The 14,568-nt window shown below is 49.0% G+C and carries 9 protein-coding genes; 2 read left to right on the forward strand and 7 right to left on the reverse strand.

Translation table 11 applies throughout. The features are described 5' to 3' along the window. The first annotated feature begins 214 nt into the window (after positions 1-214). A complete protein-coding gene (locus CS948_RS02840) occupies positions 215-3,346 on the forward strand; it encodes an SIR2 family protein (protein ID WP_099290241.1) in 3,132 nt (1,043 codons plus the stop codon). Positions 3,347-3,414: 68 nt separating this feature from the next. Here CS948_RS02840 and CS948_RS02845 read toward each other — a convergent pair whose 3' ends face one another. From CS948_RS02845 to CS948_RS02875, 7 genes are all read right to left on the reverse strand, one after another. Next, on the reverse strand, positions 3,415-3,729 hold the full coding sequence (locus tag CS948_RS02845) for an RNA-binding protein (protein ID WP_099290242.1): 315 nt from the start codon (positions 3,727-3,729) through the stop codon (positions 3,415-3,417). Positions 3,730-3,752: 23 nt separating this feature from the next. Continuing rightward, complete coding sequence (locus tag CS948_RS02850) at positions 3,753-4,055, reverse strand: hypothetical protein (RefSeq protein WP_099290243.1); 303 nt, start codon at positions 4,053-4,055, stop codon at positions 3,753-3,755. A gap of 65 nt (positions 4,056-4,120) precedes the next feature. Further along, positions 4,121-7,960 carry a hypothetical protein gene (locus CS948_RS02855; protein WP_141560868.1) on the reverse strand — a complete coding sequence of 1,280 codons (3,840 nt, stop codon included), beginning with the start codon at positions 7,958-7,960 and terminating at the stop codon, positions 4,121-4,123. A 120-nt stretch (positions 7,961-8,080) separates the two neighbouring features. Next, on the reverse strand, positions 8,081-8,254 hold the full coding sequence (locus CS948_RS02860; RefSeq protein WP_099290245.1) for a histone H1: 174 nt from the start codon (positions 8,252-8,254) through the stop codon (positions 8,081-8,083). 66 nt (positions 8,255-8,320) lie between these two features. Then, positions 8,321-10,576 carry a hypothetical protein gene (locus tag CS948_RS02865; RefSeq protein WP_099290246.1) on the reverse strand — a complete coding sequence of 752 codons (2,256 nt, stop codon included), beginning with the start codon at positions 10,574-10,576 and terminating at the stop codon, positions 8,321-8,323. A gap of 8 nt (positions 10,577-10,584) precedes the next feature. After that, positions 10,585-12,267: a hypothetical protein gene (locus tag CS948_RS02870; protein WP_099290247.1), complete on the reverse strand. Its 1,683-nt coding sequence runs from the start codon at positions 12,265-12,267 to the stop codon at positions 10,585-10,587. Further along, positions 12,264-13,157 carry a hypothetical protein gene (locus CS948_RS02875; protein ID WP_099290248.1) on the reverse strand — a complete coding sequence of 298 codons (894 nt, stop codon included), beginning with the start codon at positions 13,155-13,157 and terminating at the stop codon, positions 12,264-12,266. Before CS948_RS02875 ends, CS948_RS02870 begins: the two co-directional genes overlap by 4 nt. 88 nt (positions 13,158-13,245) lie before the next feature. On the opposite strand from CS948_RS02875, the gene CS948_RS02880 reads away from it, so the two are divergent. Then, positions 13,246-14,565: a hypothetical protein gene (locus CS948_RS02880; protein WP_099290249.1), complete on the forward strand. Its 1,320-nt coding sequence runs from the start codon at positions 13,246-13,248 to the stop codon at positions 14,563-14,565. The last annotated feature ends 3 nt before the right edge of the window (positions 14,566-14,568 follow it).

Genomic DNA, 14,568 nt, shown 5'->3' on the forward strand with positions numbered 1-14,568 from the left:
CTGATAAAGATTAGCGACAAAAAAATAGAATGGTTTATAGATTTGCTGTGAAGTGGATTTATTATCAATTATAAGCTGAATAGTTGATTATTCTATTTCCGTTAATTATTAAGCCTTTATATTTGTTCGCATTAAGTCAAATTGTTAAATTTGCAACAGCATTTATGTTTTTATAGAAAGGATGCTGTAAGTTGAGATAAAGATTCAGTAAAATATGGACCAGCACAATTTATATTTGGATTTTGATGCTTTTATTCGTTCGTTTGTCCAGAACCGAGATACATCTTTTGCATTTCTATTAGGTGCTGGTGCATCTATTACTTCAGGAATGCCTTCTGCTAACGATTGTATATGGGATTGGAAGAAACTTATTTATTGTTCTTCCCAGTCTTCAACTCCTTCATTTATTGATCCTAAATCAGATACATGTAAAAACATCATTCAGAAATGGCTTGATAATCAAGGTAAATATCCACCTGTTGGGGATGCTCATGAATATTCCTTTTATGCGGAAAAAGCATTGCCCATTGAGGGGGATAGAGTAAAATATTTTGAGCATTTAGCTCAAGGAAAGCAACCCTATATTGGGTATAAACTTTTATGTCTTCTGAACAAATACGGCATTGTCAAATCTGTATGGTCAACTAATTTCGATGGCTTGGTTGAACGTGCGGCTCAACAAGCCAACATAACGCCTATCTGTATAAACCTGGATTGTACTGATCGAATATATCGGACTGAAAGTAACAATGAATTACTATATATAGCTTTACATGGGGACTATAAATACACATCGTTAAAAAATACTTCCAAAGAGTTGGATAATCAACACCCGACTTTTGTGGCAGCATTGAAACGATATTTTAGCGATAAGAATCTCATAGTAATCGGTTATAGCGGTCGTGATAAATCGCTAATGTCGGCATTAACGGAAGCATTTTCAGAAAGAGGTTCTGGACGCATATATTGGTGTGGTTATGGTTCTGATATACCACCAGAAGTGGAAACCCTATTAAAAGCTGCAAAAAATGCAAAGCGGGAAGCGTTTTATATTGATACTGACGGTTTTGATAAAACGATGCTTTCGCTGGTTATGAATAGTTTCCATTCAGACGTAGAAAAACAAAAAGAAATTATGTCTATATTGGAGAGCGTCCCTGAAGACGACAATACATCTCCATTTTCTATTCATATCACGAAGACGGACAAATACTTGAAAAGTAATTTGTATCCCATAATCTTTCCTAAGGAACTATTTCAATTTGAGATTGAATATAAAGAAGATGAAAGACCTTGGGCTCTTTTAAGGGAGCTAACTAAAGACCAAAGTATTATAGCTGTTCCATACAAGCAAAAGGTATATGCTTTATCTACCGGTTCTGCCATTAACAATGTATTCGGATCCCGACTCAAAAGTGATATTGAACGGATTCCTGTTTCAATAGACGATATAGAGCAAAAAAGCAGTTATAGGGAACTGTTTTTAAGAGCAATACTACAAAGTATATCGACAATTCGGGGTCTCAACGTTGATGTTAGGCATAATACACTTTGGCGACCTGATATTTTCAGGAACGATAATGGCATATTGATTCATGAAGCAATAGAATGCTCACTTATTTTTGTGCCACAACAAAAATACGCCCTGCTTTCCTTGCGACCAACAATATATATAGAAAACCCACGCACGGTTTCAAAAGAGAAAAAGCAGGAGTATGCACGGATATATCTGGATAAAATGTGGAACCAGGCATATAGCAATAAACTTATCCAATGGGAGAATATTGTATTTGGCAATGCACGCCTTATTTTTGAGTTCCCTCAAAATTCTGGCAGTGGATTTAAATTCCAAATAAGCAACAATAGCGGATTTTCCGAAATACAATATCAGGACAACAACGAACGAGGATATTTTTCAAGATCGTATGATAATAGAAGAACGATTTACCGGGGACTTCAACTCAAAGAACCTGAATTAGAATTCGTAAATACATTTGCAGACAGACCTTTTTTAGATTCAAATCCTATGAGAGGATTATCTAATCATAAGCCTTATGATTCTTGGCAAAAAGATGTTTTGCCTCAAAATGTAAGACTGGGTGTGATCTGCCCTCATGCTCACACGGATAGATTCAACTCTTTTTTACAACGCTTAAACACAACCGTACAGGCAAACGATAATTCGGATTACATTCAGCCATATACAGGATTTCACAGTATATATAAAACATTACTGGAGATTCCTGACCGCAATACAGATAAGTGGATAAAAACAGAAGATACGCCGAGAGATACGATAAGCCTTGCACAATCAATATGTCACCAAGCCGGTAGTTTAGCAGATAAATATCCGGGAATTGTGGTTGTAATTTACATACCTACATCTTGGAGTATTCACAAACAATTCAAGCATAACAGCGAATCGTTTGATTTACACAATTATATAAAGGCTTATGCAGCTCAGCACAGTTTTACAACTCAAATTATAGAAGAAAAGACTCTGAGTGATCCAATGGTGTGCGAAATCTGTTGGTGGTTGTCGTTAGCTTTATTTGTTAAGGCAATGCGTATCCCTTGGGCATTAGCCAGTCTTGATTCAGATACGGCGTATGCAGGCATTGGTTATAGCGTCAAAACGAATAGTAAAGGAAAAGTGGACATCGTTTTGGGTTGTAGCCACATATACAACGCTAAAGGTCAAGGGTTAAGATACAAATTATCAAAAGTTGAGCAACCTCAATTTGATGGGAAAAAGAATCCTTACTTAACTTATGAGGAAGCATTCAAATTTGGAATTACCATACGAGAATTGTTCGTTAAATCTATGGATAAATTACCTCGCAGGGTTGTCATTCACAAACGAACACCATTTAGAAATGAAGAAATTGAAGGCATTACTCATGCGCTAAGTCAAGCGGGAATTAAAGACATCGACTTGATAACCATCAATTATGAATACAATGCTAAATTTATAGCACAAAGAGTTTATAACAACAATATTTCTGACGATTCATATCCGGTATCGCGTGGAACTTGCATAAAACTGTCATCAAGAAATGCTTTACTATGGACACATGGTGTTGTTCCATCAATTCGGGGTGGACGGCGCTACTATCCCGGTGGCAGGTGTATTCCAGCTCCTCTAAAAATAACTAAGTATTATGGTAAAGGAGATCTATCTACTATTGCTTCTGAAATTATTGGATTTACGAAGATGAACTGGAACTCATTCAATTTATATACGAAATTGCCAGCAACAATTGACACTTCTAATACATTGGCACAAGTAGGTAATTTACTGCATCAATATAATGGAGCAACATACGATTATCGATATTTTATTTAGTTCTATAAAACATTAGTCTGGCAATGCCAGACTAATGTTAATACGGAAATTTGTGCTGCAAATTCATACTATTTCCCGTCATAAATTTTCTCCACGACCATCCACATGTCGTCCGGCAGCTTCTCGTCCGAGATTTTCTCGCACGCCTGTTTCAGGTAGGCCAGTTCGTCGGCAGTGAAAGCGATGGACTGCGGCGTGTCTTTCTCGATGTCCCACTCGATGCGACCGTTCTCCTCATTCTCGTGCAGACCGACCGCTTCGCGCTCCTTGGCGGAGATTTCGATTTTGCGGAGAATCTCTTTCTTGGTGTTGAACTCCTTGAATGTGCCGTCTTTGGGCAGGATAACCGGAATGTAGAGCCGGTCCTTGATGTTTAATTCCATATTGCTGATAATTGGTTTTCGTGTTATTCGGTTGCTGTCTCGGCGGTAACGGCGGACTGGATCAGAGCCATAAAGTTCTCGAAGTCGGCCATCATGCCGGCAATGGACACTTCTTTGGGCAGAGAACAGAAGATTTGTCCGTTTTCGTAAGTAACGGTGCCGATAAAGACCGGAGGCGTGTCGCTGTCGGGGCGGCTTTCCGGGGTGTAAACAGTCGCCACCACCCGCTCCAATGCGTTGTCGGTGATGGTGAAGTCCAGATTGTAGAAGGCGCGGTCCGTGCGTTCCTGCGCCGTCTTTGTCGTCGTGATACGGATGATGTTCATATAGCAGGTTTTATGAAAGAATAGCATATTAAGGAACGGAACAGGTGACAATGCTCCAAAAAAGATCACAAATCCCAGTCCGCCGTACTGATTACCTGAAAATTGAACGAGCCGTCATTCCGGGAAGCATCGTCCTGCGTGTAGATGTCGAAATAGTAGGAATAGATCGCTTTTACTGTCGGGTAAATCGGGGTGTTTTCCGCCGTGGAATAGATTCCGGTAGCCATGACGAGGTAACGGCTCGACAATCCCCACGAAGAGGGAAGATAGACGCGGTACATGCCTTTTCCCAATCGGCTGACGGATACGGATTTTGAACCGTCGAAACAGAAATAGCGGATAGATGCGCTGGAAGTTGTTCCGGTAACAATGCCTGTAACAAGAATTTGCTGAAACTTTCCGTATCGGCTGGTTGTCATCAGGTCCCGGCGGTTGAGTATAATCCATCCGAAAAAGGTCTTGTCGTCCCCGTAACCGATCATCTCGATGACCTCTCGGGAAAATTTGAGCGTCGTTTTCGAGATGCCATCTTCGTAGAAATATTTCCCGCTCGGAGCCGTGATGCTCATCACTCCCGTGGAGACGGTCGAGCCCCATTTATAATTGACCAGACAAATCCGGCGGCCGGAGTTTTCCAGTGTCCATTGCAGGTTGATGTTTTCGTTCCAGCCTCCGGATTGCGTACACACCACGTTGTCGTAATGCACGGGGTCGGTCTGTACATCACTGGTCGTGCCGCCGCCTACGACAATCCAGATGGAAGGGTCGTTCTGGACGAAGGCACTGCGGATGGTCCCCTGTATGGTCACGTCCTTGAATTTACCTCCTTGGGCGATGATGTTGCCGGCGGCATCCCACTTGAATTTGCCGTTGGCCACCTGTCCCGAGCCATCCGTGTTGAAAAGGCTGCGTCCGGAGCCGAACGAGGCGGAACCGTCGTTGTTGAGTTTCCACCGCGTACCGTTGGTGATGGAGCCGTCGGCGCCCAACGAGACGTTGTTTTTCCAGATGCGGCTGTTGTCGAAAGCCCAGCCGGCAATGCGGTTATAAATCTCCTTGGCTCCCGATTTTGTGTAGTTGGCCGACAGACAGAAGTATTCCACGTTGTCCCAGGTCATCATCTGGATGCCGAGAAAGCCCGTCTTGACCGTACTGCCCGAAGCGGCGATCTGTCCGAAGACCACATGCCCGGCATTGCTGCTCTGACGCCATGTCATTACGATGCCCAAGGGTTTATAGGCACCGCTGTACCAATAGCCCGAGCCACTGGCCGCCGAGCGAATCTGAATCGGCATGGCACCGACAGCACCCACACTGCCGGCCGTGATGTTGTCCGCCCCGATGGTCCAGCCGCCAATCTTGCCCCGCACGAATGTACAGGTCAAACCGTTGATATAGTCCGTGTTGATGATATTGGCTTTGATGCTGGTCGCGTCGAGTTTGGAAGAGTTGATACTCCCCGCAGCAATACGGTCGGCACTGAGCGTCCCCGTCCGGATACTGCCTGCGTCGATGGCGATGGCATTGACCTGCGTCGCAGTCAGTGTACCGGTATAGATACCGTTGGCATCGATGGTTGTGGTGTACCGTTCCGATGAAGTGACATCGAACACGGTCGCGTATGCCACCTGCCATGTAACCGGTGCTTCGGCTGTAGCGGCCGCACCACCTGTCAGATAAAAAAAGTTGGTCGAGGAAAAGGATGCAGTGCCGCAGACTACTTTATAGATATACTCGCACCAGTCTCCCGTACCGGCTGTCGGAGTCAGCCATTTGCTGGAGCCGCCCGTACCGATGTTATTTGTCGCCCAGGCAATTTTTCGCCCGGCCGGAATTTTGGCTATGATACGGACAATGAATATCTTTTTATATCCGGTTTGGGTATAGAACGTGAAGCCTCCGAATCCGGGAGAGGCACTTCCGGTAGTTTTAATCTCCAATACATAACCGCTGTCATTGGGAGCCGATGCGCCGGTTCGGGTTATGGTCACCGTACCGTTACCTGCATTGTTATAGACATTGGCGCTATTATTGCCGTTACGGAAAGTCGGATCACGGTAGAGCATTTTACCGAATGCCATCGCCCGTGCCAGTTCTTTGGCAGCATCGGACTTGCTGGTGGCATCTGCTGCCGCTGCATTGACGGCTTCCGTTTTCTTGGTATCAGCATACGTTTTGGCGGACGCCAATGCCGAATTGGCCGCATTGGTCCAGTTCAGCGATACCGCCGCCGAAAAGGTTACCGCACCGGCTGCATTCCATGAGATATTCCCCGACGCGATGCTGCCGGAACCGTCGTTGTTGAGTTTCCACTTGCTGCCGTTCGTGATGGAGCCGTCCGCACCCAATGCGATGCTGTTTTTGTAGATACGGTTCGCATCGATGTTCCACCCGGCAATCTGGTTGGCCGAGCCGAAACGGGCAAGACAAGTGCCGGCGGCATCCGTGGCATAGAAACCGAAATCCGTATCGGAATTGTAGTAAAGCTGCACCCGCTTGCCGCTTGTCGCTCCAGAGCTTGCCCCGTACACGACCACCCGTTTGTTGCCGCTGTCCAACAGGATGTGGCTGTTGGATAACGTGGTTGCACCGATGGTCCAGCCGCCGATGGTGCCCCGAACGAAAGCACACGTCAGACCGTTGATGTAAGCCGCATTGATGATGTTCGACCGGATTTCCGCAGCATTCAGACGGGCGGTAGCGATGGTGCCTGCCGTAATCTGCGAGGCGTTGATGTTGATGGCGCTGACGGTGTTGGCGGATAGTTTCCCCGTGAATATGCCGTTTGCATCGATGTAGGTCAGCTTGTTCGACCAGCCTTCCGTATTGGCTTTCGAGGTGATAGCATCCGCCACGGCACGGGCATCTGTACCGGCTTTCTTGGCATCGGCAATGGAGGCGTTCAGCGTAGTGGTCAATGCAGAGATTTTACTGTCCGCATCTTTGCCTGCCTGCGTGATGGCTTCGTTTTTTTTCGTGTCGGCATAACTTTTGGCCGAATTCAAAGCCGCATCGGCCTTACTTTGGGCGGTAGCGGCAGCACTGTTAACGGCTTCGCTTTTTTTGGTATCGGCATAGCTTTTGGCACTACCCAATGCGGCGTCCGCTTTATTCTGGGCAGTAGCAGCAGCGGCGTTAAGCGTTTCAGTCTTGGCTTGCTGGATGGCATTGGTCCAGTTCAGGCTGACACCCGCACCGAACGTGATTTTGCCGGTTGCAGCATCATAGCGGACAAACTGGTCGCCATAACCGAGCTGGACGTTGCCGCCGTTATCCAAAAGAAAGGTTTTGTATCCGTTCTTGAACCCGCAGATCCCGTCGATGGTTTCGGTGGTAATACTGCCCGAAGCGGTTTTCGTACTGAGGGCAAAACGGCCGATGGCAGTACCCGTAATGGTTCCGTCTGTGTTCTTCACACCGGCAAAGAGTTTCGGCGTGATGACGGTATGGCTGTCGATGAGCGTTTTCCCCGTATTCCATTCTCGTACCCAGTCCAGCAGGTTGGCATCGGCACCTGCTGGACCCGGCGTACCGGCTTTCGCTTTCGACCAGACGAACGACAGGCGGTAAACCGTCCCCGCAATGGTAATGGGAATATCCAAAGAACCGTGGTCGGCAAGGATTGTTGTTCCGGAAGCAACCGTATAGGTTACGGTCTTCCGGCTGTTGTCCACTGTTATGGAGGAAAAACCCGTCGGCTTGATAATCGCTCCGATGGTAAAGTCCTTGTATTCCGAATCACCCAATACGACCTTGATGGTCGAGGTCAGGGTAACGGCAGAAAGTAGCTTCCCCGAATGGTCTGCGGGGAAGACATATTCCCCGAGCGATTGGCTGATTGTGTAGGAATCTTTCTGTATGTAAAGCGTGGTTTGCCCACGGGCGATAAGTTGTCGGCTGCTCATACGTTTTGTTTGTATAAGAATAGCCGTATGTGTGGGCAATGAGTTTATAGAAAAGAACGGCAAAAACAAAAGAAGCATGATCCTCTGACCATGCTTCTTTTTCGATGTTGTCGAACAGGCTTACTTCGAAGCCTCAATCGAAACCTTACGGAATTCTTTCAGTGCTTTCTCCAGTTCCAACGATGCTTTGCGGGCACGTGTACCGGCAGCTTTGTTGCCGGCTTCGATCTGAGCCTTGGCATCTTTCGAGAAGGACTCCATCAGTCCGTTGATTTTTTCTACAAGTTCTTTCATATCAATGTTTTTTATTTTCAAGGGAAAAGATAGAAATTTTTAGGGATTTCACATGTAACGCGGTTCCTATTTGAATACTTCGCAGTTGAATACCGCCTTGCGCCATACATCCTCTCCGGTAATCCGCAGCGTGCGTCCCCGATGTTCCTCCGCATTCCAAAGGGCATCGCTCTCGGCATCGTCGCTCATACGGCTCCAGAGAAACTGTTCATCGGGAATCCGGTCTGTAATCTCTGTTCCCGCTTTGTAAAGGCGGGCGCGGAGTGTCGTCTCGACCATGTGGTTGCGGAAAACGGTACCCGAATCGGACTCCACATGCAGAGAATAGCTGTCACTGCCGTCGTATTGTTTGGAGACGGTATGGGTGGCATGATACGACGCGCCGGAGGAGCGAACGACGAAGCGGAGTGTCAGCACGTTCCGACCTTCCCAGCCGGGAAAGTCCGGCGTGAGCGTGTAAACGGACGAGTTTCCTCCGGTGTCTTTCCACCCGCCGTCCGCAGCAAGGTATTCCCAACGGCAGGAATCCGCTGTCAGATTCTGCGCCGTGCCCGTCAGGAGGATTTCCGCCGGGTCGCAGAGATTGTCTGAAACGGCATCGGGATAATGAAACACCGTACCGCCCTCGATAGTGACGAAACGGGGTCTCATCTGTTCCTGCATTTCCTCGTCCAAATCCTCCCAGCGGATGGTGACATCCTGCAAGATGATGGAATCTTTGTTCCAGCGGAAACGGCCGCCGGAGAAGTATCCGCTGCCGTCGGGGTTGATGACGAACGAATCGTTGCCGGCACGGATGGAACCGTCCGGCTCCAACCGCAGCAGAGGGTGCTGGATCGTGCCGCCCACACCGCCCCGGCAGAACCATGCCCCGTATTCGTCGGTCTCGTTCAGAGTGTCGTCCGTGGGCTGGTACAGTGTCGGCACGTTCCCTTTTTCGAATTGCGGGGAACTGAAAAACCAGACCACCCGGTTCTCGGTGCGAAAATCGATGCAAAGGTCGTTGCCGGGGACAGGTTCGATGTCGAAAGCCACATGTACCCGTTGCCAGGATTGGGGCATTATAAGGCTGGCAAGCACCTTTCCCCCGTGAAGAATATCGAACGAGGTCTCTTGCTTGGACGGGCAATAACACCAGAACGAAAGGCAGTAACGCTCGCCTGCGTGTTTCTCCGCCCATGCTTCTTTCTGGCATAGCAAGGTCCCGCCGCTAACGGGAAGCAGGATGTTTTTGCCGATACCGCTCGGAGAGTGGGACGAAAGGCGGACGACCGTCGTGGTGAAATTACCGTTCAGAGAATCGAGGATACAGTTCTTGTGAATGCGTCCGGCGTAGAAGGTGCTGCCGAATCCTCCCTCGTCACCGGCGGTCAGCGTTCCGGCCACATGAACGTCCCGCGTGGCGTAGAGACGCTGGAAGTAAGCCCCGTAGCCTTGCAGCATGCCGAACAGCGGGTCTGCGATTCCCGTGATGCGGCCGATACGGATTTTGGCGGCTTCGGAAAAAGAGGAAAGGTGTTCTGACAGGCAGACATTGAGGTCGCCGACCTCGCACCAGTCGCCCGGATTAAGATGTTTGGAAAGGCCGAAAGCCAGTACACGGGCATATTCCGCAGGAAAGTCCACCGTAATCAGGCTCAACCCGTATTGCCACTCGGTCGTAACGTCCACGGTGTCCTGTCCGTCCGTCTCTGTACCGTCAGCATACCCGAAGCGCAGCGGCACGGCGGACAACTCTTTGGAGGCACGGATACGGAAGGAAATCACCAGACGCTGGGGATGGGAAACGGACCGGGGAAACGGAATCTGCAAACCGCCTGAAACTGCCGCCTGATCGGCAGAACGGGTAATTCGGATAATCCGGCTGGCCGGACCTTCCGAGGGAAGATAACGATAGCTCCATGTCGCATTGTCACTGCAACCGAATGTGGCAAGCGATGCCGGACGGTACAAGGAACGTTCCGTCCCCATGCCGTCGATGACATCCATGTACGGAGCTTCTTCGTCCGAGGCGGTCAGGTACATGGCACCGCTGCGCCGTTCATCGGTCAGGCTCGTGAGGCGGACGAAGTCCAGCAGCTCCCCGTCACGGGGCTCGTCGCCCTCGATGAGCGCACCAATGAAATACGGCGACGACGCCTCCTTCCCGTCAGGCAGCAACACGGAGTCCTCGCCGGTGGTCAGCACGACCATCAGGCTGTAAAAGGTCTGTGCGCCGTCTACGTACTGGCGGCGCACGACGTCTCCGGTGTGCAATCCCTGCCGTTTCTTGGAACCGGGGTCGATACGTATCTTGAATCGGGAATATTCGTATAGGGCCATAGTCGGATTTACAGTTTCTCGACACTGTCCCCCGAACAGGTATCGGTAACCCACAAGGCTCCGTTGGTCGCCGAGGAACGCTGCACCTCCAATTCGTAAAGCCGCATCCGTTTCCGGACGGTCAGTTCGTCGAAGGTCGCCGAGATGCTTCCCGTCGTTCGGCTGCGCAGGATCGCCCAACCGGTGCCGGCCATTCCGGAGGTGAATCGCTCCGAGGAGAGACTGCCGTCGAAGTAGGCGTTACCGCTGTGACGGATGCCGTCCTTGATCTGTCTGAGACAAATGTCGTCGGTAAAGAATAGTCCCTCCGCCGTAAGACGGGTGAAGCTCCCGTCGATGCCGATGTGTCCCGTGACCTCGACGGGATTCAGGGCGACGATAAAGTCCCCGAATGTACCGATGCGCAAGGAGTTCGAAGTACGGTTTAGCGGAGCGTAACGGCTGGTGGAGGGTGAATGAAACAATAGCGTCGCAACCTGTTCGTATTGACCGCCGGGAGTCAGGGTGTGGTCGCTGCGGGAAACGAAAGCCAGCATGTCGTCTTCTCCGGTCAGATAACAGCCGCCCGTGCTCCCGAAACGCAGTCGCTTATGGATGACGATGCCCTCGTCTTCGCTGTCGGTGCGGTACGAAGAGAGCAAATCCCCGCCGTAATTGTGCCGTACCCGGATGGAGTCGGGAAAGTACGCCGCCCCGTATGGGGAGAGCAAAACGTGCTCGCCGTCGATGTCCGTGAGGTTCGACATCAACCGGATTTTAACCGTGCGGTCGCCGCCCACGAGCAGGTCGCCATCGGCACCCTCCAACCGGATGTCGCTCGCACCGAAACCTTTGAGTACGGTAATTCCGCTGATTCGCACACCACATCCGGCTGAAAAGGTCAGGTCGCTCAAACAGGATACGGTCTCCCCGAGAACAGAAAAGAGCAACCGGCCGCCGTCGCCCAACTCCACGCCATGCAAGGCTCGCAGCTTTCCGGAGAGTGTCGCCGCTCCCGAGACTTCGAGAGAACCGGCTACGGTAGCGTTGTGCATCGACCAATCCACAGTGGGAAGGTTGGCATTACCGCCGTGATAGACTTCCCGCCCATGAATGAGCAGGCTGTCCGAAGTCAGGAGCACTCCGTTTTCTTTGGACTCGCCCAGCAGGATACTTCCGGTCAGGGAAAGGTGGGCATCGGCGAAATCGACCCGGTTCCCGCTTAGGTATATCGTACCGGTAGCCTGTTCGCAACGGAGCGGCTGCATACCGCCCACAAAGAGTTGATTGCCGCCGACGTGTACGTCGCCTGTCAGGCGGATACCATAGGTGTAACCGATGATATTTCCCTCGTCATCGCTTTGAGAGGTGCGGTACGTTTCCAGCAGACGACGGTTGTCGATGCCGGCGGTAAAGCCGTAATCGGCACATAACGGTCCCTGCATGTCGCCGCCGCTTTTGGGCAGATAGCCTGCCCAGCTACCCGTACCGCCGCCCTCTCCGGAAACACCGGACGAAATCGCCTCGGCAAACCCGTAAGCCGTGTTGTGCAGACGGATGGACGTGTCGTCACCCTCTTCTACACCATAAGGATTGTTCTCGCTCTTGCGCTCCTGGGCGTTGAAGAAAGTCTGGTATAACTGGCGGTAGATACTGTAACACAGGCTCTGCGGATCCAAACCGCCGATGCCAGGATGAAGGGTGACGCTCATTTGGTATAGGAGGTTTTGGATAGGAACTTCTGAATCTTGGAGGTCAGCGAGAGGAAGTTGGGGAAGTTCAGCGGCTGCATGGTCCCCATCAGCGTAGGCGTCATGATCTTGCTACACTCCGTCAGGAAGTCCAGCATAAGCTGCGCCAGCTCGTTCCCCAAAACAAGCGGTTCGGTGGCGTTCTCGTCGCCGAGCGTCACTTTGTTATCCGCTACGGCAACTGTCGTGGAATTTACTTTCTGCACGATTTTGTCGGCGGTCTGTTTGACTTCCGACTTATCGACGGTCTGCGTGATCTCTTCCGCACCCTGCACGACCGACGACTCTTTGCCGCTGTCGTTCTTGACCGTTGCCGTGATACCTTCGGCCGTGTAGCTGGTATGGGCTTCGTTTCCGGTCGGTTCCAGTTCGTCGTAGTCGGGCGAAGAGTCGTTGTCGGGGTCGAGAGCCTCGGTTTCCGTCATGCCGATGCTGACCTCGGAATGCGCCTCCATGCGGATGGTCTCGGCATGGGAGTAATTGACGATATAGGCATGGCGGGTGGCGGCGTCCAGTACGATGGTTACCTCCGAAAAAAGGGTCGGCACGATGAGAAAACCACCCTCGTTGTTCCGGGCGGCAGCCAGCAACACGCCTTTGTGGATGATACCGCCTGCCGAGGCGGTTTCGTCGGGATATTCGCCCACGTCCACCGTGCCGCCGTAGTCGGCAAACTCTTCATCGCCGGGGTCGTCATGTATCTTGGCGACATAGCCGTGAATCATGCGGGCCGTACCCACACCGCCCATGCCGCCCGGAGCCATCTCGATACGCTCGATACTGCGCCCCAATGCGATTTTGCGGATCGCCTCCTGTATCATCCGCCGGTTGTTGTCCTGTGAATTCTTCATATTCAAAGAATAGATAAATTCGACAATAGACAGTTGGATGAAGGCTTTTTACTATCTTTGAATACTTATAAATGAAACTTTATAAAAAATGAATATACAAGAGAAATTATTATCGTTAGGAGTATCTGAAAAAGAGATAGCATCTATTTTGCGGGGAGCTTACAATACTTCATTCTTCCATATTTACACAGCAGGAGATTTCAACACCGATTTAAGCCTAATAAGCCAAGAAGATCGAGGGACTTTCATTCATGAATACATCCACTATTGGCAAAACATAGGTACTTTATGGGGATTATCTTCCAGTATTTTACGCTATGAAATGATGTTAAAACTGAAAGAGGAAATAGCCGTTCTGGATGAAGTCAAGTTACCGTATTCCATTTCTCCGACAGACCGAATGAAGCATCTTGACAGTATGTTCAGAGTTGGAAATGGATTTTTCAATGACCGTCAATTTTATGGATTTAAAATAGACCAAACTAAACGAATCGAGATTAGAACAGGTGTGAAAAATGTCGAAGTGAAAAACATGCCTGTAATATCATTGATTATAACATTTGAGAACAAGGTTACGGATACTTTAGAACTGGGAGCACACATCATCAAGGAAAGTATGGCAGCATTGTATCAAAGTTTAGTTGACCCTGATGCTACGCATGATGATGTACCGTATAATGTTGTGAAAATATTATGCAAATACAACTATCCTTCATTATGCCACAATACCAAACTTCTTATCTGTTGTTGCCATGCAGCTCTTTTCAGTATGACTCCAGGTGAGACTTTAATTATGTTATTGGCAAAAGCTGAAAAAGAAAAGATTACCGATGGTATGCAACTATTTTCTGACTATATCAATCAGTCTACAATTACAACACCACAAAAGAAAAACATTCCTATTCCCGATTTTTTCGATGAAAAGGTCAATGACTTTTTGGAAATGTTGGACCGGAACCTGATAGCTCCGTTAGATTATATTAAGACGGTTCTGGAGCGAGTGCGTTTATCCAATAAGATGCTTCCTCTATTGACAGTTCTATATGAAGAAAAAACAGATTGCATTTCGATAGAAAACTTAAATGCTATTATTAGTTGGTTAGGCATCCCTTATATTCAAACTCATAGTTGTGGGCATCATAACCCTGCAACAGCAACAAAACGTGCTGAAGATATAGTTGAAGGCGATGATTCGATGGATGTTCTTGAATTGATCGCTTTGGAGGCAATGTATAAATTTTTATTAGGTAATTCATCCTTTCGATGTTGTCCACTCTATGGTATGATGTGTAGTGAATCACCCATAGCGAAATCCGAATGTTTCGATACCCCGTGGTTGGGAACTCCTTGTGCATTCACGGTCGTAAGTTTACCGCTGGAATTGGATAAGAAAAATGTTCATTGGTAAAAT

This window comes from Butyricimonas sp. Marseille-P3923, from assembly GCF_900184685.1.
Classification (GTDB): domain Bacteria; phylum Bacteroidota; class Bacteroidia; order Bacteroidales; family Marinifilaceae; genus Butyricimonas; species Butyricimonas muris.

Coding starts and splice junctions, on each gene's coding strand:
- CS948_RS02865 (WP_099290246.1), bottom strand. CDS start 10,576: ATGGCCCTATACGAATATTCCCGATTCAAGATACGTATCGACCCCGGT.
- CS948_RS02850 (WP_099290243.1), bottom strand. CDS start 4,055: ATGAACATCATCCGTATCACGACGACAAAGACGGCGCAGGAACGCACG.
- CS948_RS02875 (WP_099290248.1), bottom strand. CDS start 13,157: ATGAAGAATTCACAGGACAACAACCGGCGGATGATACAGGAGGCGATC.
- CS948_RS02870 (WP_099290247.1), bottom strand. CDS start 12,267: ATGAGCGTCACCCTTCATCCTGGCATCGGCGGTTTGGATCCGCAGAGC.
- CS948_RS02860 (WP_099290245.1), bottom strand. CDS start 8,254: ATGAAAGAACTTGTAGAAAAAATCAACGGACTGATGGAGTCCTTCTCG.
- CS948_RS02840 (WP_099290241.1), top strand. CDS start 215: ATGGACCAGCACAATTTATATTTGGATTTTGATGCTTTTATTCGTTCG.
- CS948_RS02880 (WP_099290249.1), top strand. CDS start 13,246: ATGAATATACAAGAGAAATTATTATCGTTAGGAGTATCTGAAAAAGAG.
- CS948_RS02845 (WP_099290242.1), bottom strand. CDS start 3,729: ATGGAATTAAACATCAAGGACCGGCTCTACATTCCGGTTATCCTGCCC.
- CS948_RS02855 (WP_141560868.1), bottom strand. CDS start 7,960: ATGAGCAGCCGACAACTTATCGCCCGTGGGCAAACCACGCTTTACATA.